Origin of the sequence: Phycicoccus sp. Soil748, from assembly GCF_001428025.1 — a bacterium.
Taxonomy (GTDB): Bacteria; Actinomycetota; Actinomycetes; order Actinomycetales; family Dermatophilaceae; genus Pedococcus.
This window is the reverse complement of sequence record NZ_LMSC01000009.1, coordinates 270835-290750: the sequence shown is the minus strand read 5'-3', so window position 1 is coordinate 290750 and position 19916 is coordinate 270835. Positions and strand designations below refer to the sequence as shown.

The 19916-nt window shown below is 72.2% G+C and carries 18 protein-coding genes and 2 pseudogenes; 15 read left to right on the top strand and 5 right to left on the bottom strand.

Annotated elements, in window-relative coordinates; all coding sequences use genetic code 11:
• Nucleotides 1–2: 2 nt before the first annotated feature.
• From mreC to ASG70_RS15290, 15 genes and pseudogenes are all read left to right on the top strand, one after another.
• Complete coding sequence (mreC, locus tag ASG70_RS15355) at nt 3–887, top strand: rod shape-determining protein MreC (RefSeq protein ID WP_056884711.1); 885 nt, start codon at nt 3–5, stop codon at nt 885–887.
• A complete protein-coding gene (locus tag ASG70_RS15350) occupies nt 884–1372 on the top strand; it encodes a hypothetical protein (RefSeq protein ID WP_056884710.1) in 489 nt (162 codons plus the stop codon). The genes mreC and ASG70_RS15350 overlap by 4 nt, the downstream gene beginning before the upstream one ends.
• Nucleotides 1373–1446: 74 nt before the next feature.
• Entirely contained in the window at nt 1447–3459 is a 2013-nt protein-coding gene (gene mrdA, locus ASG70_RS15345; protein WP_235531529.1) for a penicillin-binding protein 2, read from the top strand.
• A 63-nt stretch (nt 3460–3522) separates the two neighbouring features.
• Entirely contained in the window at nt 3523–4920 is a 1398-nt protein-coding gene (gene lpdA, locus ASG70_RS15340; protein ID WP_056884709.1) for a dihydrolipoyl dehydrogenase, read from the top strand.
• Between the two features lie 14 nt (nt 4921–4934).
• Complete coding sequence (locus ASG70_RS15335; protein ID WP_056884708.1) at nt 4935–5504, top strand: GNAT family N-acetyltransferase; 570 nt, start codon at nt 4935–4937, stop codon at nt 5502–5504.
• The gene (locus tag ASG70_RS15330; protein ID WP_056884707.1) at nt 5480–6640 is read left to right on the top strand and encodes an acyltransferase; all 1161 of its coding nucleotides are present in this window, start codon (nt 5480–5482) and stop codon (nt 6638–6640) included. Before ASG70_RS15335 ends, ASG70_RS15330 begins: the two co-directional genes overlap by 25 nt.
• 227 nt (nt 6641–6867) lie before the next feature.
• On the top strand, nt 6868–7770 hold the full coding sequence (locus ASG70_RS15325) for a DUF559 domain-containing protein (RefSeq protein WP_200949302.1): 903 nt from the start codon (nt 6868–6870) through the stop codon (nt 7768–7770).
• A gap of 299 nt (nt 7771–8069) precedes the next feature.
• Nucleotides 8070–8339: a 30S ribosomal protein S15 gene (gene rpsO / locus ASG70_RS15320; protein ID WP_056884706.1), complete on the top strand. Its 270-nt coding sequence runs from the start codon at nt 8070–8072 to the stop codon at nt 8337–8339.
• Nucleotides 8340–8488: 149 nt separating this feature from the next.
• The gene (locus tag ASG70_RS15315; RefSeq protein WP_056884705.1) at nt 8489–10888 is read left to right on the top strand and encodes a polyribonucleotide nucleotidyltransferase; all 2400 of its coding nucleotides are present in this window, start codon (nt 8489–8491) and stop codon (nt 10886–10888) included.
• Nucleotides 10889–11012: 124 nt separating this feature from the next.
• Nucleotides 11013–12236, top strand: coding sequence for an NAD(P)/FAD-dependent oxidoreductase (locus ASG70_RS15310; protein WP_056884704.1), 1224 nt, complete (start codon nt 11013–11015; stop codon nt 12234–12236).
• Nucleotides 12237–12353: 117 nt separating this feature from the next.
• Nucleotides 12354–14606, top strand: a pseudogene (locus ASG70_RS15305) (ExeM/NucH family extracellular endonuclease); the annotation flags it as partial.
• Nucleotide 14607: 1 nt separating this feature from the next.
• Nucleotides 14608–14928: pseudogene (locus tag ASG70_RS20135) on the top strand (hypothetical protein); the annotation flags it as partial.
• 95 nt (nt 14929–15023) lie between these two features.
• A complete protein-coding gene (gene dapB, locus ASG70_RS15300; protein ID WP_082590870.1) occupies nt 15024–15776 on the top strand; it encodes a 4-hydroxy-tetrahydrodipicolinate reductase in 753 nt (250 codons plus the stop codon).
• The gene (locus tag ASG70_RS15295) at nt 15777–16124 is read left to right on the top strand and encodes a hypothetical protein (RefSeq protein WP_056884701.1); all 348 of its coding nucleotides are present in this window, start codon (nt 15777–15779) and stop codon (nt 16122–16124) included.
• Nucleotides 16125–16168: 44 nt separating this feature from the next.
• A complete protein-coding gene (locus ASG70_RS15290; RefSeq protein WP_056884700.1) occupies nt 16169–16537 on the top strand; it encodes a VOC family protein in 369 nt (122 codons plus the stop codon).
• Between the two features lie 44 nt (nt 16538–16581).
• On the opposite strand, the gene ASG70_RS15285 is transcribed toward ASG70_RS15290, so the two are convergent.
• The 5 genes from ASG70_RS15285 to ASG70_RS15265 all read right to left on the bottom strand — a co-directional run bounded on the left by ASG70_RS15285 (nt 16582) and on the right by ASG70_RS15265 (nt 19765).
• Nucleotides 16582–16896, bottom strand: coding sequence for an AzlD domain-containing protein (locus ASG70_RS15285; RefSeq protein WP_056884699.1), 315 nt, complete (start codon nt 16894–16896; stop codon nt 16582–16584).
• The gene (locus ASG70_RS15280) at nt 16893–17624 is read right to left on the bottom strand and encodes an AzlC family ABC transporter permease (protein WP_056884698.1); all 732 of its coding nucleotides are present in this window, start codon (nt 17622–17624) and stop codon (nt 16893–16895) included. The genes ASG70_RS15285 and ASG70_RS15280 overlap by 4 nt, the downstream gene beginning before the upstream one ends.
• A gap of 10 nt (nt 17625–17634) precedes the next feature.
• The gene (locus ASG70_RS15275; protein ID WP_056884697.1) at nt 17635–18282 is read right to left on the bottom strand and encodes a GNAT family N-acetyltransferase; all 648 of its coding nucleotides are present in this window, start codon (nt 18280–18282) and stop codon (nt 17635–17637) included.
• A gap of 160 nt (nt 18283–18442) precedes the next feature.
• Nucleotides 18443–18910 (bottom strand): dihydrofolate reductase, encoded by a 468-nt coding sequence (locus ASG70_RS15270; RefSeq protein ID WP_056884696.1) that lies wholly within the window; start codon nt 18908–18910, stop codon nt 18443–18445.
• Between the two features lie 63 nt (nt 18911–18973).
• On the bottom strand, nt 18974–19765 hold the full coding sequence (locus ASG70_RS15265; protein WP_056884695.1) for a thymidylate synthase: 792 nt from the start codon (nt 19763–19765) through the stop codon (nt 18974–18976).
• Nucleotides 19766–19916: the final 151 nt, after the last annotated feature.

Below are 19916 nucleotides of genomic sequence, written 5' to 3'. Positions count from 1 at the left end.
CCATGCCCCGACCTGCCCTGCGACCCGACCCCCGTCCACGCCGTCGCCTCGCGACCGCCCTGGTGCTGCTGACCGCGCTCGCCGGTGCGCTCGACCTGGCCGGTGCGCCCGGGCCCGGCGCCGTGCGAGCGGTGGGGGGTACGGTCCTCGGCCCGCTCGAACGCGTGCTGTCCCACGGCACCTCGGCGCCCCCCTCGGCGGCCGGTGAGGCCCTCGAGGCAGCCACCGACGCAGAGCTGGACCGCGCGCAGGGTGTCCGGGCCGCGGCGTACGCCCGGCTGGTGGCAGCACCCGAGACCCGCGGTCGCCAGTTCGTCGCGGCCCGGGTCGTCGCGGTCGGCCGGGTCGGCGCCGCAGGACCCGAGCGGGTCACCATCGACGCCGGGACCCGCGACGGCGTCCGGGCAGACACCGCCGTCGTCAGCGCCGACGGGCTCGTCGGACGCGTCGTCTCGGTGTCGCCGTGGACCGCGGACGTGCTGCTCCTCGGCGCGGCCGACCTGACCGTCGCCGTCCGGGTGGCACCGTCCGGCGTCCTGGGGTCCGTTGGCAGCGGCGCGCAGGGCAGCCGCCGACGCCCGGCCACACAGCTCGACCTCAGCGCCGTGCAGCGCGGTCGCCTCACCCGTGGCGCCGCCGTCACCACCCTGGGCGGCCTCGACGGCGGACCGTTCCCGCCCGGGTTGCGGGTGGGCACCGTGGCCGACGTCGACACCGACCCGGCCCAGCTCGTCCCGGGTGCCTCGGTGACCCCTTCAGCCGACCTCGCCGCCCTCGACGTCGTCGGGGTCCTCGTTGGGACGGCCCGCACCACGCCGCGTGCACCCGCGACCGGAACCGCGACCGGCCCTGCAGGGGCCGGGGCCGGGGCGGGGACCGCAGGATGAGCGCGCCGGCCGTCGTGCTGCGCGCGCTGCTCGTCGTCGTGGTGGCCCTCGCCCTGGCCACCCTCGGGTCGCGGACCTCGGTCCTGCTGCCCGACCTCGTGCTCCCCGTCGTCGTCGCCGGCGCGCTGCTCTCGGGCACGACCGGTGGCCTGCTGCTGGGACTTGCTGCCGGGTGGGTGGTCGACCTGGTGCCGCCCGGTGCGGCGGTGCTCGGCGCCGGCGCCCTCGCCTATGCCGCGTGCGGGCTGCTCGCCGGCGCCGGCCGCCGGGAGGGCCTGGTGCCGTGGGGGTGGGTGGCCGCCGTCGGCGCAGCCGCCTCCGCCCTGCTCGCCGGGTGCCGCGTGGCGGTCGCGGTGGCCACGGGGGCGCCGGTCTCGCTGCCGGGTGTGGCCGGCTCGTTCGTGCTGACCGCCACCCTGTGCGCCCTTGTCGTTCCGCTGCTCGTCAGGGCCGAGCGGCGCCTCGCCTCCGGGCGGACGGCGTGAGGGGCGTGGGGCGCCGGCGGCCATGGCACCGGCGTGCCCGCGTGGTCCGGTCCCGGCCCGTCGGCGTGGGAGGGGTGGGACCGGTCCGCCGGCCGGACCAGCACCTCGGCCGGGTGTGGGTCTTCGGGCTGGTCGCCCTCAGCCTCATGGGCACCCTCCTCGGGCGGCTCGGCCAGGTCCAGGTCGGCGAGCACGAGGACTACGCGCGTGCCGCCACGACCGTGAACACCCGCACCGTGAGCGAGCCGGCGGTCCGCGGCCGGATCCTCGACCGCCACGGCACCCCGCTCGTCGACAACGCGACCGAGACCGTGGTCACGGTGGCGCGCAAGGTGCTCGCCGACGCCCCCGAGGGCGGCCGCGCGCTGGTGGCCCGCGTGGCGGACGCCCTGCACCTGCCCGTCGAGCAGCTCTGGGGGCGCACCCAGCTCTGTGGGACCGCGGGCGCCCCGGCTGCTCCGGTGTGCTGGGGCGGCTCCGCCTACGTTCCCGTGCCCCTCGTCACCGGTGCCGACCCGAAGCTGGCGCTGGGGCTGCTCGAGCGTCCGGACCTCTTCCCGGGGATCAAGGTCGCGGCGCAGCCGGTGCGTGACTACCCGGCGGTGGCGACGGTCAACGCAGCGCACCTCCTGGGCTACCTCGGCCGCTCCGACGCCGAGGAGGTGGCCCGGTCCCACGGCGCGGTGGGCGACCTCGACCTGGTGGGCCGCGCAGGCCTGGAGGAGCAGTACGACGCGCAGCTGCGCGGGGTGCCCGCCCACGAGACCGTGGCCGTGGACCCGCGCGGCGTCGCGACCTCGGTCGTCTCCACCACCCCCGCCGTCCCCGGCCGCGACCTCGTGACCAACCTCGACGCCCGGGTCCAGGCGGGCGCGGAGAAGGCGCTGCTGGATGCCGCGGACGCCGCGCACCGCCGTGGCCTCGCCGCCGACTCGGGTGCCGCGGTCGTCCTCGACGTGCGCACCGGTGCCGTGGTCGCGGCAGCCAGCTACCCGGCATACGACCCCAGGGTCTGGACGGGCGGCATCTCCAGCCGCGACCTGGCCGGGCTGACCGACCCCGCCGCGGGCACGCCGCTGGTCTCGCGCGTCACGGCGGGGGCCTACCCGCCGGCGTCGACGTTCAAGGTCGTCAGCCTGCCGGCGGCCGTGGCTGCCGGGAACCCGCTGCGCGGCACCTACGACTGCAGCTCCAGCTACACGATCGGGACGCGACGGTTCGCCAACTTCGAGTCCCGCGCCTACGGCCGGATCAGCCTGCGCAAGGGGATCGTGGTCTCCTGCGACACGATCTTCTACGACTTCGCCTACCGCTCGTGGCTCGCCCAGGGCGGGCTGTCGGCGAGGACCGACGCGGCCGACCCGTTCGTCGGCGAGGCAACCGCCTTCGGGCTCGGGTCCCGCACCGGGGTGGACCTGCCCGACGAGCAGGCAGGCCGCATCCCCGACCGGGCGTGGAAGCTGCGGACGTGGGAGGCGACGAGGGCGGACACCTGCGCCCGCGCCCGGTCCGGCTACCCGGAGGTGGCTTCGAAGGACCCGAGCCGCGCGGCATACCTGAAGCAGCTCGCGATGGAGAACTGCGCGACGGGGTTCCAGTTCCGGGCGGGCGACGCCGCCAACTTCGCCATCGGCCAGGGCGACACGACCGTCACGCCGCTGCAGATGGCCCGCGTGTATGCCGCGATCGCCAACGGCGGGACGCTGGTCACGCCGCGGGTCGCCGCCGGGTTCGAGGCGCCGGGCGGACCGCTCGAACCCCTGCCCACGCCGTCCAGCAGCCAGGTGCAGCTGCCTCCCGGCACGATGACGTTCCTGCACGACGCCCTGCGGGGAGTCGTCGAGGAGGGCACGGCCAAGGAGGCCTTCCACGGGTTCCCGTTGCGGCAGTGGCCGGTGGCGGGCAAGACCGGCACGGGCGAGGTGTTCGGCAAGCAGGACACCTCGTGGTTCGTCTCCTACGCGCCGGCGGACCACCCCCGCTACGCAGTCGCGGTCGTCGTCGCCCAGGGCGGGACCGGCGCCACGACCGCAGCACCCGCGGCACGGGAGATCCACGACGTGCTCCGGACGCTGCCCTCGCCGTAGGACGGGCGCTGCTCGTCCCGGCCGAGGTGGGAGCGTGCCGCAGCACTCAGTAGGCTGCCACCCATGGCTGACTTCGATCTCGTGGTTCTCGGTGCTGGTCCTGGTGGGTACGTCGCGGCGATCCGCGCCTCGCAGCTCGGTCTCAAGGCCGCGGTGGTCGAGTCCAAGTACTGGGGCGGTGTGTGCCTCAACGTCGGCTGCATCCCCTCGAAGGCGCTGCTGCGCAACGCCGAGATCGCCCACATCATCACGCAGGAGAAGGCCACGTTCGGCATCTCGGGCGACGCGACGATGGACTTCGGGGTCACCCACTCGCGCAGCCGCAAGGTCGCCGAGGCCAGCGCCAAGGGCGTCCACTTCCTCATGAAGAAGAACAAGATCGAGGAGATCGACGGCTGGGGCACGCTCACCGGCCCGACGTCGATGGACGTCGCGCTCAACTCCGGTGAGAAGCGCTCGGTCACCTTCGACAGGCTCATCATCGCGACCGGCGCCACGACCCGGCTCATCCCCGGGACGTCGCTGTCCGACCGCGTGGTCACCTACGAGGAGCAGATCCTCACCGACCAGCTCCCGGAGTCGGTCGTCATCGCGGGCTCTGGCGCCATCGGCGTCGAGTTCGCCTACGTCATGAAGAACTTCGGGGTCGACGTGACCATCGTGGAGTTCCTCGACCGCATGGTGCCGACCGAGGACGCCGACGTGTCCAAGGAGCTGCTGAAGCAGTACAAGAAGCTCGGCGTCAAGGTCATGCTCTCGACGAAGGTCGAGTCGATCGACGACAGCGGCGAGAAGGTCAAGGTGACCGTGTCGCCCGCGGCCGGCGGAGAGTCCACCGTCCTCGAGACCGACAAGGTGCTGCAGGCCATCGGGTTCGCCCCGAGGATCGAGGGCTACGGCCTCGAGAGCACGGGCGTCAAGACCACCGATCGTGGGGCCATCGCCGTCGACGAGCGCGGCCGCACGAACGTCGAGAACGTCTACGCCATCGGCGACGTCACCGGCAAGCTCATGCTGGCGCACACCGCCGAGGCCATGGGCGTGGTCGCAGCCGAGACGATGGCCGGCGCCGAGACCATGGAGATCAACTTCGACATGATCCCGCGTGCGACGTTCTGCCAGCCGCAGATCGCCTCGTTCGGGTACTCCGAGGAGCAGGCGAAGGAGCGCGGCTACGACGTCAAGACCGCGTCGTTCCCCTTCTCGGCCAACGGCAAGGCACGCGGCATGGCCGAGGGCGTGGGCTTCGTCAAGATCGTCGCCGACGCCAAGCACAACGAGCTCCTGGGCGCGCACCTGATCGGCCCGGAGGTCACCGAGCTCCTTCCCGCGCTGACGCTGGCGCAGCAGTGGGACCTCACCGCCGACGAGGTCGCCCGCAACGTCTTCGCCCACCCGACGCTGTCCGAGGCCGTCAAGGAGGCCATCGAGGGCATCGCCGGCCACATGATCAACCTCTGAGCACGCCCGTCCACATGCCTCGCGTCAGCCTGCCCATCACGACCGAGCGGCTGACCCTGCGCAGCTTCCGCCCCGGCGACGAGGACGACGTCTTCGCCTACCGGTCGGTGGAGTCGGTCGTCCGCTACATACCGGGCGACCCCAAGACGCGCGAGCAGGTGGCCGACCTCGTCGCCGAACGGGCCACCAACGGCCGGATCGACCCCACGTCACCCAACCTCACCCTCGCGGTCGAGCTCGACGGCCGCGTCATCGGCGACGTGCTGATCCTGCTCGAGGGCCTCGGCGGTGCCGACGGGCGGCAGGCCGAGATCGGGTGGGTGTTCGCCCAGGACGTGGCTGGGAAGGGCTACGCCACCGAAGCTGCTCGCGCCATCACCGACGCCGCCTTTCGCGAGGTCGGCGTGCACCGCGTCTGGGCCGAGCTCGAGCCCGAGAACACCGCGTCGTCCCGGGTCTGCGAGCGCCTCGGCATGCGGCGGGAGGCCATGTTCGTCAAGGCGTCGTGGTTCAAGGGGGAGTGGACCGACCTCGCGGTCTACGCGCTGCTGGCCGATGAATGGCCCGCGGGACGGCAGTCCTGAGCCCGGCCACCCCGGAGGCGGTCGACGAGACTGTCGGTGGGGCTCCCGCGACCGACCGCGCCGCCACCCCTGCGGCGCGTCCCCGCAGACGGCCTCCGCTCCCGGCGCTGACCGGGCTGCGCGCCCTGGCTGCCCTGTGGGTCGTGCTGTTCCACTACCGCACCGACCTCGAGGCGCTGGCCCCGTGGCTCGCGCCGTTCCACCGTCTGCTGGGCGCCGGCTACCTCGGCGTCGACCTGTTCTTCCCGCTCAGCGGCTTCGTGCTGGCCTACAACTACGCCGACGTGCTGCGCTCGTTCTCCTGGCGCTCGACCCGTGCCTTCGTGCAGAACCGGTTCGCTCGCGTCTGGCCCGTGCACGTCGTCACCCTGCACGTCGACCTGGCGATGGCGGTCGCCGCCGGCACGCTCGGCGTGGGGGAGGGTGGACACCGACGGACGGTCGAGGCCTACGTCCAGAACCTCTTCATGGTGCACAACTGGTGGAACGACCGCCCCAGCTTCAACGGCCCGGCCTGGTCGATCAGCTCCGAGTGGTTCGCCTACCTGCTCTCGCCGCTGCTGTTCCTGGCCGTCGGCCGGGTCCGGCGGGCGCGGGTGCTCGTCCTGCTGGCCGCGCTGGCGTATGCCGCGATGCTCACCACCTACGCCCTGTTCGCCCTGCCGAACGGCAACCTCGAGCACCTGTTCTTCGTGCGGATCATGGGCGAGTTCCTCGGTGGCGCCTTCCTCTGCCTGGCCTGGGTGCGGGGAGGGTTCTCGGTGCGCCGGCTGCTGCCGCTCTTCCCGCTGGGCCTCGTTGCGGTCGCGCTGGTGCCCGCGGCGTCGTCCGGCGACTACTGGCTGGCTCCCGTGCTCGGTCTCTCGGTCGCGGCCCTCGCGGCATCCTCAGGCTGGGCGACGCGGTGGCTCTCCACCTCGTGGATGGTCGCCGCCGGCGAGGCGTCCTACTGCCTCTACATGACGCACTACCTGCTCCAGCCGCTCGTGCGCGGCCTGCGCGAGTGGGGCGACGGAGCCTGGTGGTCGGCGGCGCTGGCGCTCGCGGCCATCGTGGCGGCCCTCGGTGCCGCGGCGTGGCTGCTCCACATTGCCGTCGAACGCCCGGCCCGCCGCCGTCTCTACGCGCGCGCCTGACCCGCGCCCCCGACGGCAGCCCGCGTCAGCGCCACCACAGCTGTCGCGGTGCCAGAAGTGGTGGCCGAAAGCCCCGGATCCCCACCACTACTGGCAACGAGCCTCCAGTGGTGGCCTGCAGTCCTCGACAGTCACCACAGCTGGCGCCACAGCCGGCGAGGCGGCAGACCCAGTGGGGCTGTGGATGACGCGGATCGCCCTCCCGCGGCGTCGGTCACGCTGGGCTCATGGCCGTGTTCGACCCCACTGTCCCCTTCCGCCGCAGCGATGCGCTGGCTGCGGGGGTGTCGGCGTGGGGGCTTCGGGCCTTCCGGCGGCTGCACCGCGATGTGTACGTCGCGCCGGAGGTCGGGCTGGACGCGCGGGTCCGTGCGCTGGCCGCCCTGACCACGGCGCCTGCCGGCGCCCTGGTCGCGAGGCACACCGCCGCTGAGCTGCTCGGAGGGGTGGTTCCGTCGAGCCCCCACGTCCACCTCGTCCTGCCGAGGGGCAGCCGGGTCCGTGCTGCGGGCATCGAGGCCAGGGTAGGGCGACCACTCTCCAACGCCCGGATCCGCGGGGTTCCCGTGACCACCGCCGAGGACACGTTCGTCGACCTCGGACCCGAGCTCGGTCTGGTGGACCTCGTCGTGCTGGGCGACAGCCTTGTCAGGGCGGGACGGACCACCCCAGCGTCGCTCGTCGCGGCCGCGGCGTCCGCCACCGGGGCCCAGACGCCGGTCCTGCGCCGGGCGGCAGCGCTCGTGCGCACGGGCGTGGACTCACCGATGGAGACCCGCCTCCGCCTGCTCCTGGTCCTGGCCGGGCTGCCGGAACCGGTGGTCAACCATGTCGAGTACGCCGAGGACGGCCGCTGGTTGCGCAGGTTCGACCTGTCCTACCCGGAGCTGAAGGTCGCGGTCGAGTACGACGGGCGTCAGCACGCCGAGTCGCAGCGGCAGTGGGAGCGTGACGTCGAGCGGCGCGAGGGCCTGGACCGCGACGGGTGGCGGTTGGTCGTCGTCCTCGCCAAGGGGGTCTACCGCGAGCCCGCGACGACGCTGGACCGGGTGGTGGCCGCGCTCGCCGCGGCGGGGTCGACAGCCCGGGTCACCAGCGACGAGTGGCGGGCGCACTTCCCCGGGTACTGACCCACCGGGAGCGCCGAGGCGGCAGAAGTGGTGGCGGCGCCGCCCGATACGCCACCAGGTGTGGCAGCGCGGCAGAAGTGGTGGCGGCGCCGCCCGATAAGTCGCCATGAGTGGCGCCACGGCAGAAGTGGTGAGGCGTCACTGCGTCAGCGGTGGAGGCCCACGCACCGCGATTAGGGCGGGGGAGCGGGCCGCTGGTAGCCTTGGGACCGCCGTAGACCGGCCGCGGATCCAGAGCGCCCAGGTGAACCAGCCCTGAGGCACCGCGCAACGATTCCATGAAGGAGCAGTGTCGACCCATGCCGTTGAGCACCGACGTCAAGCAGAAGATCATGTCCGACTACGCCACGCACGAGGGCGACACCGGTTCTCCCGAGGTCCAGATCGCCCTGCTGACGCAGCGCATCCTCGACCTCACCGAGCACTCGCGCCAGCACAAGCACGACCACCACAGCCGCCGCGGCCTGCTCCTGCTGGTCGGCCAGCGCCGCCGGCTCCTGCGCTACCTCGAGAGCGTCGACGTCGAGCGTTACCGCTCGCTGATCAAGCGCCTCGGTCTGCGCCGCTGAACATCCGACAGGGACGGTCCTCCACGAGGGCCGTCCCTGTCGCATGGGGCCGGCACGACGCCGGCCACCCGCACCACCCAGCACCACCAGAAGAAACCCGCGCACAACGACGATGCGCGTGGATGCAGAGATAACAGAAGGAGGGCCCAATGGAGGGTCCAGAGATCCAGTTCGCCGAAGCCACCATCGACAACGGCAAGTTCGGCACCCGCACGGTCCGGTTCGAGACCGGACGCCTGGCCAAGCAGGCCGGCGGCGCCGTCGCCGCCTACCTGGACGAGGACACGATGCTCCTCTCCACCACCACCGCGGGGAAGAGCCCCCGCGAGGGATTCGACTTCTTCCCCCTGACGGTCGACGTCGAGGAGCGGATGTACGCCGCGGGCAAGATCCCCGGCTCGTTCTTCCGTCGTGAGGGCCGCCCCTCCACCGACGCGATCCTCACCTGCCGCCTCATCGACCGCCCGCTGCGCCCGACCTTCACCAAGGGCCTGCGCAACGAGGTCCAGGTCGTCATCACGGTGCTCGCGCTCAACCCCGACCACCAGTACGACGTGCTGGCCATCAACGCGGCCAGCGCCTCCACGCAGATCTCGGGTCTGCCCTTCTCCGGCCCGATCGGTGGCGTCCGCGTCTCCCTGATCGACGGCCAGTGGGTCGCCTTCCCGAACTTCAGCGACATCGAGCGCTCGACCTTCGACATGGTCGTCGCCGGCCGCGTCGCGGGTGACGACGTCGCGATCATGATGGTCGAGGCCGAGTCCACCGAGCAGACCTGGGACCTGGTCAAGAACGAGGGCAAGCAGGCCCCGACCGAAGAGGTCGTCGCGGAGGGCCTCGAGGCCTCCAAGAAGTTCATCAAGGTCCTCTGCGAGGCCCAGGCCGAGCTGGCGAGCAAGTCCGCCAAGCCCGTCCAGGACTTCCCGATCTTCCTCGACTACGAGGACGACGCGTACGCCGCCGTCGAGGCTGCGACCTCTGCCGACCTGACGCAGGCGCTCACCATCGCCGGCAAGCAGGAGCGCGAGGAGCGCATCGACGCGATCAAGGACGCCGCCAAGGCGTCGCTCGCCGGTGAGGGCAAGGAGTTCGAGGGCCGCGAGAAGGAGATCTCCGCTGCCTACCGCTCCGTGCAGAAGAAGCTCATCCGCCAGCGCATCCTGCGCGACAAGGTCCGCATCGACGGCCGTGGCCTCGCTGACATCCGCGCCCTCGGCGCCGAGGTCGAGGTCCTGCCCCGCGTGCACGGTTCGGCGCTGTTCGAGCGCGGCGAGACCCAGATCATGGGTGTCACCACGCTCAACATGCTCCGCATGGAGCAGCAGCTCGACACCCTCTCCCCGGTGACGCGCAAGCGCTACATGCACAACTACAACTTCCCGCCCTACTCCACCGGTGAGACCGGTCGGGTGGGTTCGCCGAAGCGCCGCGAGATCGGCCACGGCGCGCTGGCGGAGCGGGCGCTCATGCCTGTCCTGCCGACGCGTGAGGAGTTCCCCTACGCGATCCGCCAGGTGTCCGAGGCCCTCGGCTCCAACGGCTCGACGTCCATGGGCTCGGTGTGCGCCTCGACCCTGTCGATGCTCAACGCCGGTGTGCCGCTGCGCGCCCCGGTCGCCGGCATCGCCATGGGCCTGGTGTCCGACGAGGTCGACGGCCAGACGCAGTACGCCGCGCTGACCGACATCCTCGGCGCCGAGGACGCGTTCGGTGACATGGACTTCAAGGTCGCCGGCACGCGCGAGTTCGTCACGGCCATCCAGCTCGACACCAAGCTCGACGGCATCCCCGCGTCGGTCCTGGCCGGTGCGCTGACCCAGGCCCGCGACGCGCGCCTGCACATCCTCGACGTCATGAACGAGGCCATCGACACCCCGGACGAGATGAGCCCCTTCGCTCCCCGCGTCATCGCGGTGCAGGTCCCGGTCGACAAGATCGGCGAGGTCATCGGGCCGAAGGGCAAGATGATCAACCAGATCCAGGACGAGACCGGCGCCCAGATCTCGATCGAGGACGACGGCACGGTCTACATCGGGGCGACCGACGGCCCGTCGGCCGAGGCGGCGCGCGCGATGGTCAACGCCATCGCCAACCCGCAGATGCCGGAGGTCGGCGAGCGCTTCCTGGGCACCGTGGTCAAGACCACGACGTTCGGTGCGTTCATCTCCCTGCTGCCCGGCAAGGACGGCCTGCTGCACATCTCCGAGGTGCGCAAGCTCGTCGGTGGCAAGCGGATCGACAACGTCGACGACGTCCTGGCCGTCGGCCAGAAGGTCCAGGTCGAGCTCAAGGAGGTCGACCCGCGCGGCAAGCTGTCGCTGGCCGCCGTCCTGCCCGAGGGTGAGAGTGGCGAGTCCGCCGCCGAGTCCTCGGACGACGACGCGGCCGCGGCCACCGGTTCCACCGACTCGCACGACTCGGGCGAGGACCGTGGCGAGCGTCGCGAGGGCGGCCGCAGCCGCAACCGTCGCCGTCGTGGTGGCGACCGTGCCGACCAGGGCGACGCCCCCGAGGGCGCGGCCACGGCCACGTCCGAGGACGCCAGCTGACGTCCGATCCACAGCACGTCCCGAACGGGCCGGCACACCTCACGGTGTGCCGGCCCGTTCGGCGTCCTGGGTGTCGGTAGTCCCGGGGGTTGCGCTCCGGCCCCGGGCGTCGAAGGCTGTGCCCATGGCTGATGAGCGGACGTTCGTGGTGGTCGGTGGCGGGCTGGCGGGAGCCAAGGCCGTGGAGGCGTTGCGGGACAAGGGTTTCGAGGGGCGGCTCGTCCTGCTCGCGGGGGAGGACCACCTGCCCTACGAGCGACCGCCGCTGTCCAAGGACTACCTCAGGACGGGCGAGGGCCTCGACGACGCCTTCGTCCACGACGCGCAGTGGTACGCCGACCACGACGTCGACGTGCGCACCGGCACCGTGGTCACCGCCCTGGACCGTGACGCGCACGAGGTCGTGACCGAGAGCGGCGAACGGCTCCACTGGGACCGGCTGCTGCTCGCCACGGGCAGCTCGCCGCGACGCCTCACGCTGCCGGGCGCCGACCTCGACGGGGTACTCAGCCTGCGCACCATCGAGGACAGCGACCGGCTCCGTGCCGCGATGGGCCCCGGTCGCCGGCTCGTGCTGGTCGGCGGCGGGTGGATCGGTCTCGAGGTCGCGGCAGCCGCGCGGGAGGCCGGCGCCGAGGTGACGGTGCTCGAGGCCCTGGACCTGCCCCTCGTGCGCGTCCTGGGGCCGACCATCGCCCAGGTGTTCGCCGACCTGCACCGGGAGCACGGGGTCGACCTGCGCACGGGGGTGACCGTCGAGGAGATCACGGGTGAGGGCGGCAGTGTCACCAGGGTACGCCTGGGCGACGGGACCACCGTGCCGGCCGACACGGTCGTCGTCGGCATCGGCGCCGTTCCCAACGTGGGGCTGGCACAGGAGGCCGGTCTCGACGTCGACAACGGAGTGCTCGCCGACGCCGGGGGGCGCACGAGCGACCCCGACGTCTTCGTGGCCGGCGACGTGGCCAACGTCGAGCACCCCTTCCTCGGGCGCCGCGTCCGCGTCGAGCACTGGGCCAACGCGCTCGACCAGCCGCCGCTGGTCGCCGCGGCGATGCTCGACCAGCCCACCCCGGAGCCGCAGCTGCCGTTCTTCTTCAGCGACCAGTACGACCTCGGCCTGGAGTACCACGGCCTGGGCAGCCCCGACGACGAGGTCGTGGTGCGGGGCGACCTCGCCGGACGGGAGTTCCTGGCCTTCTGGCTGCACGACGGGGTCGTCTCGGCCGGCATGAACGTCAACGTCTGGGACGTGGGCGACGCCGTCAAGGGCCTGATCCGCTCCCGTGCCCGTGTCGACCGGGCGAAACTTGCCGACACCGACGAGCCCCTGGAGAACCTGACCTGACCTTTACCTTCTGGACGCCTTCCATACCTCCACAAGGTCTTCCCACCATGTTTGACTGCACCCTTGGCGCCGGGCCCGCATCCATGGGCGGCGCGACTTTCTTCGGGAACAACTCGGGTGTGGAGGACTGCTGTGCGCGAACGCCGCAAGCAACTGATTGGGGCGGCGGGCGCGGTAGCGCTCACCGCTGGTGTGGTCTCCGTGGCGACGGGTGCGCAGGCCGCGCCGTCGCCGACGGCCAGTGTCGTGGTCAACGAGGTGTACGGCGGTGGCGGAAACTCCGGCGCCACGTACAAGAACGACTTCATCGAGCTCGTCAACACCGGTACCGCGCCGGTGAAGGTCGACGGCTGGTCGGTGCAGTCCACCTCGGCCACCGGCACGAGCTGGCAGACGACGGCCGTCTCGGGCACGATCCCCGCGGGCGCGTCGTACGTCGTCCGCGAGGCGGCGGGGAGCGGTGGCACCACTGACGTCCCGGCCGACGCCACCGGCTCGATCGCGATGTCCGGCACGGCCGGCAAGGTCGCGCTCGTCAGCGCGGCGGCGCCGCTGGCGGACTGCGGCGCCAAGTCGACCGCCACGGCGTGCTCGAGCCTGCCGCAGGTGGTCGACTTCGTCGGCTTCGGCACCACGGCCAACGACTACGCCGGGTCCGCCCCGACCGTGGCTCCCAGCAACACCGTGTCGGTGTCGCGAAACGCCAATCACACCAACACGGCCGACAACAGGGCCGACTTCGCGACCGCGGCGGCGACCCCGGTCGCCTGCGGCGACGCCTGCGTCCCGGCCCCGACCGGGCCGCGTACGGCGACTATCGCGGAGGTCCAGGGGACCGGCGCGACGTCGCCGCTCGCCGGTGAGACCGTGGTCGTCGAGGGGGTCGTCACCGCGGCCTACCCGACCGGCGGCTTCAACGGCTTCTTCCTCCAGACCCAGGGCACCGGCCCCGAGCCGCGCCCCGACGGCGCCTCGGACGGCGTCTACGTCTTCCAGCCCGGGTCGCTGTCCCCCGAGGCCGTCGTCGGCAACTTCGTGAAGGTGACCGGCAAGGTCAGCGAGTTCGGCGGCCTGACCGAGATCTCGACCACCGCGGGTGACGTCGTCGACGCGGGTGCCCAGTTCAGCCCCGTCCAGGCCCTGACCACCGGTTGGCCGACCACGGACGCCGGGCGCGAGTCCATCGAGGGCATGCTGTTCCAGCCGACCGGTGCCTACACGGTCACCAACACCTTCGGGACCAACCAGTACGGCGAGGTGGGCCTCGCGGTCGGCACCACGCCGCTGCTGCAGAACACCGAGGTCGCCAAGCCCGGCAGCGCCGAGTCCGCAGCCGTGGTGGCCGACAACGCCAAGCGCCTGGTCACCCTCGACGACGGAGCCTCGACCAACTTCACCGCGAGCAGCTACAGCACCTCGACGTGCAAGCTCCGCCCGGTGCCGTGCCTGCTCAACGCGGACACCACCCCGGCCTACGTCTCCACGACCAAGCCCGTCCGCGTCGGCGCCCCTGCGACCTTCACGGCCCCCGTGGTCGTGGACTACCGCTTCAACCTGTGGCGCTTCCAGCCGAGGGCCCAGGTCGTCGGCCCGGACAACGCAGCCTCCCCGGTGACGTTCACCAACACGCGCACCGCGGCGCCCGACGAGAAGGACCTGAGCCAGCTCGGGACCCCGGACCTCAAGGTCGCCTCGTTCAACGTGCTCAACTACTTCACCGACCTCGGCGACGCCGACCCGTCCTGCCTCGCCTACTACGACCGCGACAGCAGCGGCGACACCGTCCGTGACGGCTGCGACCGTCGCGGCGCCTGGGACGCGGGCGACCTCGCCCGCCAGACCGAGAAGGAGGTGTCGGCGATCAACGCGCTCGACGCCGACGTCGTCGGACTCATGGAGGTCGAGAACTCGGCGCAGTTCGGGCACTCTCGTGACGAGACGCTGTCCCGCCTCGTGGCAGCGCTCAACGCCAAGGCGGGCGCCGGTACCTGGGCGTTCGTGCCGTCGTCGACGGACCTCCCCCCGGTCTCGCAGCAGGACTTCATCACCACGGCGATGATCTACAAGCCGGCCACCGTGATGCGCGTCGACCGTTCGCGCGCGCTCGGCGACCAGAGCGGCACGGGCCAGGCGTTCGTCAACGCCCGTGAGCCGATCGCGCAGACCTTCAAGTCGAAGTACGGCAAGGGCGACAAGTTCCTGTTCGTCGTCAACCACTTCAAGTCCAAGGGCTCGGCCGGCCCCTTCCCCGGGGACGCCGACTCCGGTGACGGCCAGGGCTCCTCGGTGACCAGCCGCATCCTGCAGGCGCAGGCGCTGCGTGACTGGGTGCCCGGTGTCGCGGCGGAGTACGGCGCCAAGGCCGTCGTCNGACTACAACTCCTACACGATGGAGGACCCGCTGGACGTCCTCTACAAGGCGGGGTACACCGACGTGGGCTCCACCTTCGACCCGGGCCAGTACTCGTACTCCTTCTCCGGGCTCTCCGGCTCGCTCGACCACATCCTCGTCAACGCGGCGGGGCTGAAGATGGCGACGGGTGCCGACCACTGGAACATCAACTCGGGTGAGTCGGTGGCGCTGGAGTACAGCCGCTACAACTACCACTCGACCGACTTCCACGACCCGGGTCCGTACCGGTCCTCCGACCACGACCCGGTGGTCCTGGGCCTCAAGGCCTTCGTGAAGTAGCCGGTCGCTCCTCGCCCCGGTGGCGAGGAGCAGCGGACCGTCGATGACGGGTCCGGCCCCACGGGGTCGGGCCCGCCATCGCTACGCTGGCCGACGTGAGCGCGACGACGAAGGTGGCAGTCATCGGGGCATCGGGCCGCATGGGTGGTGAGGTGTGCCGGGCCGTCGAGGCAGCCGACGACCTCGAGCTGGTGGGCCGGTTCGACCAGGGAGACGACCTCGGCGACCTCGCCGGGGCCGACGTGGTGGTCGAGTTCTCGGTCCCCGACGCGTCACCGGCGAACGTCGCCCACTGCGTCGAACGCGGCGTCGACGTCGTCGTCGGCACGACCGGCTGGGACGACTCCCGGCTCGAGTCGCTGCGCGCGACGCTCGCCGAGCACCCCGGGGTCGGCGTCCTCATCGCGCCCAACTTCGCCATCGGCGCGATCCTGATGATGCGTTTCGCCCAGGAGGCGGCGCGCTTCTACGAGTCGGTCGAGGTCATCGAGCTGCACCACCCGGCCAAGGTCGACGCACCGTCGGGCACCGCCGCGCGGACCGCGGTGCTGATCGGCGCCGCTCGCGCCGAGGCCGGCCTCGGCGACGTCCCCGACGCGACGACCCAGGACCCCGACGGGGCGCGCGGCGCCCGGGTCGACGGGGTGCCGGTGCACTCGGTCCGCCTGCGCGGGCTCGTCGCCCACCAGGAGGTGCTGTTCGGCGGGGTGGGGGAGATGCTCACCCTGCGCCACGACAGCTTCGACCGCAGCAGCTTCATGCCGGGCGTCCTGGCCGGGGTGCGGGCCATCGCCGACCACCCCGGCCTCACGGTCGGCCTCGAGCACGTCCTCGGCCTGGACGACTGAGTGCGCGAGAAGGTCACCGCCCTCGTCACGCTCGTCGTCCTCGCGTTCTACGCGGCGACCATCGGCTGGCGCGGGGTCGAGCTCATCGCCGACGGTCGCCCGGTGCCGGTCCTGCTCGGCGTCGCCGTCATCCTCGTGCCCCTGGTGGCGCTCGCGGCGATGCTGCCGCTGGTGCGGCTGGCCCGTGACGGTGCGCGGATGATGGCGCAGGCCAACGCCTCCGGCGCTCACGGCGACTGGGCGCGCGAGCTCGAGCGGGCCGAGGAGTGCCGTGTCGCCCGGGACCGCAAGGGTGAGCAGGCGCACTACCGGGCCGCGGTCCGGGCCTGGCGCGCCGAACGGGGCTGAGCAGACGAGGCGCTCAACGGGGCGCCGCGGCATACGGTGGGCCCATGCACCGTTCACGCATCGGCATCGTCCTCATCGACCACGACGGCGAGCACTACGACGAGAGCCTGGCGTTCTGGGCCGGTGTGCAGGGGACCCGCCCGCGGCAGGACGGCCCGTATGCCTCGGTCGGCGAGGTGGGCACGCTCAACCTCGAGGTGCAGCGGCTCGAGTCCGGCGGCCCACGCATCCACCTCGACATCGAGTCGGACAACGTGGCGGCCGAGGTGCACCGCCTGAGAGGCCTGGGGGCGACGGTGGTGCAGGAGCGGGAGGGCTACGTCATCATGCAGGACCCGGGCGGCGTGGTCTTCTGCGTCGTGGGCATCCAGACGGGCGACCGGTTCGTCGAGGACGCGCTCGAGTGGCCCTGACGAACGGCCTGACCCGCTGAGGAGTTCGCCACCTGCCGAAGCCGTCAGGGGAGGCCGAGCAGCCTCAGCCCGGCGGCGACCGCGGCGGCGAGCACGACCACGACGATGAACGGTGCCCGCAGCACCAGGGCGACGACGGCCACGCCCACGGCTGCGGCGCGCGAGTCCACGACGACTGCCCCCGACGACGACGTCAGTGTCTGCACCCCGACCAGCGCTGCGAGCAGGGCGATCGGCAGCGCCGAGGTGATACGCGTGGTCCGGTCGCCGTCGAGCCACGACGCGGGCACGAGGTGGCCGGCGTACTTGAGGGCGAAGGCCAGGGCGGAGGCGAGCAGCACCGCGGTCCACGTGCTCATCGGTCGGCCCCCTCGTCGGCCCAGTGGTGCGGCGGTGCGGGGTCGTGGTGGGCGCGACGCCAGGCGCCGGCGGCCAGGGCCGTGGTCGCCGCGACGAGTACCGGGACACCGGCAGGCGCGTGCGGCGCGAGGACGACCGCCACGACCGCGGCCGCAGCGGCGATGGCGAAGGCGTCCGCTGAGCGCAGCCGCGGCCACAGCAGGGCGCAGAAGGCTGCCGCCGCTGCCGCGTCGAGACCGTAGCGGCGCGGGTCACCCATGGCGTCGCCTGCGAGCGCGCCGAGGAGGGTGGTGAGGTTCCACAGCACGAACACACCGACGCCGGTGGCCCAGAAACCCAGCCGTCCCGCGGCCGCCTCGGGCTGGGCAACCCCGACCGCCGTGGACTCGTCGATGGTGAGCTGGGCCGCCGCCAGGCGGCTCGGTCCCCGGGCGTCCAGCAGCCGGGAGACCTGCAGCCCGTAGAGGCCGTTGCGCACCCCGAGCAGCGTGGAGGTGGCGATGGCGGCGGGCGCTCCTGCCGGCCCGGCTGCCAGGACCCCGACGAACGCGAACTGCGAGCCTCCGCTGAAGAGCAGCAGCGACAACGCCTGGGTCTGCAGGAGGTCGAGTCCAGCGGCGATGGACAGGGCGCCGAAGCTCACGCCGTACGCCCCGGTCGCCACGGCGACGGACAGCGACTGGCGCAGCACGGCACGGCGACGTGCGGGGGCGAGCGCGACGGTCACTGTGCCTCGGTCACGGGGCGTCGGACGACCCGTCGGGCGACGGCTCAGGCGTCCCGTCGGGACGGATGTCGGCGATCAGGCGCACCTCGCGGGCGGTGTCGCCAGCGGGGGAGACGATGCGGTCGCGGAAGGCGCCGTCGGGGTGCAGGCCGGACGCCACGAGGAACGCGCGGGTCTGCTCGTCCGTGGCCAGCACCCACGCGTGCAGCGTCTCGGCACCCGCCCCACGCAGCGTGTCCACCGCCGCGTTGACCAACCGTGAACCGTGACCCGACCGGCGCGCCTGGGGGTGCACGGCGAGCGCCGAGACCTCGCCGGTCGCCGGGTCGGCGTCGGGGTCCTGGCTGGGCCCTATGGAGGCGAAGCCGACCACCTGGTCGCCTGCGCACGCCGCGAGCAGGCGGTAGACGCCCTGGGGCGGGTTGGCCAGCGACTGGCGCCAGGCGCTCGCGAAGGCCTGCGGCTCGAAGGCCTCGAGCACCTCGGCCGGGACCACGCGGTCGTACGCCTCGCGCCACACCACGGCCTGCACGAACCCGACTGCCGGGGCATCGGTCTCGCGCGCGATGCGGACGCTCGCGTCGGCGAGGGGCCCGGTGGGGTGGGTGTGCGGGTGGTCGTGCCCGTGGTCGTGCCCGTCGTGGTGCGTGGAGCTCATGGCTGCCATCCTCGCACCCGGCCGCGAGACGCCCGTACGCGCACGCAGGTCGCCCGGGGTCGGTCCTGGGTCGGTCCGGGTGGGTGCGGGATGGTCGTCGGCGGTTGCTACGTCACTGAGCGCGTTGTGAGCTCAGTGACGTAGGAGCTGTGAGAGGTCCTCAGACCCGCTCGTAGGTGACCCAGCTGAACCCGTCGCGGTCCTCGCGGGCGGTCTCCTGCCACTGCGCCGGGTCGATCGCGGGGAACCTCACGTCGCCCTCGGGGGACTGGTCGACCTCGGTGATGAGCAGGCGCTGGGCCCACGGCATGGCCTCGGCATAGACCTGGCCGCCGCCGCACACGAAGACCTCGCTCGCGGGACCGGCGAGCGCCAGCGCCTCGGTGAGGGAGTGTGCGGTCTCGACGTCGGGGTGCGACCAGTCCTGCTGGCGCGTCACCACGATCGTGCGCCGACCGGGGAGCACCCGCCCGATCGAGTCGAACGTCTTGCGGCCCATCACCATCGGGTGGCCCATGGTGGTCCGCTTGAAGAACGCGAAGTCCTCGGGAAGGTGCCACGGCATGTCGTTGTCGGCGCCGATGACGCCGTTGCGGCCGACGGCGGCGATGAGGGTCACGTTCGTCATGACCGACAGCGTAGGCCGTGACCGCACCCCGCCCGCCAGCCAGGATGCGTGGGGGCGCACACCTCAGACGGCGATGGGCGCCTTGATCGAGGGGTGGGCCTCGTAGCCGACGAGCTCGAAGTCGCCGAGCTCGAACTCGTCGATCTGCTTGCCGGGTGCGATCCTCATCCGCGGCAGCGGCAGGGGGGTCCGGGTGAGCTGCAGCCGGGCCTGCTCGACGTGGTTGGAGTAGAGGTGGGCGTCACCGAGGGTGTGGACGAAGTCGCCCGGCTCGAGGTCGCACACCTGCGCCACCATCATCGTGAGCAGCGCGTAGGAGGCGATGTTGAACGGGACGCCCAGGAAGATGTCGGCCGAGCGCTGGTAGAGCTGGCACGAGAGCCGGCCGTTCGCGACGTAGAACTGGAACATCGTGTGGCAGGGGGGCAGCGCCATCGAGTCGACGTCGGCGACGTTCCACGCTGAGACGATGTGGCGGCGGCTGTCGGGGTTGGTGCGGATCGACTCGATCACCTTGGCGATCTGGTCGACGTGGCCGCCGTCGGGCGTCGGCCAGGAGCGCCACTGGTAGCCGTAGACCGGTCCGAGGTCACCGTTCTCGTCGGCCCACTCGTCCCAGATCGTGATGCCACACTCCTGCAGCCACCGGACGTTGGAGTCGCCGCGCAGGAACCACAGCAGCTCGCCGATGATCGACTTGAGGTGCAGCTTCTTGGTGGTGAGCACCGGGAAGCCCTCGGAGAGGTCGAACCGCATCTGGTAGCCGAAGACCGAACGCGTGCCCGTGCCGGTCCGGTCGGACTTGTCCGTGCCGGTCGTCATGACGTGGTCGAGGAGGTCCAGGTACTGCTGCACGACGGCAACCTAACACCGCCCGCCGACGGTGGCGGCGCCGTACCGCGGGGTGGAGGGGTGGTGGACGGATGGGGTGGGCGACGGGGTGGAAGGATCCGGCCACGCAGGGCTGGGATGGCGCCATTCCCGTCCGCCTCACGCGCCGGGGACC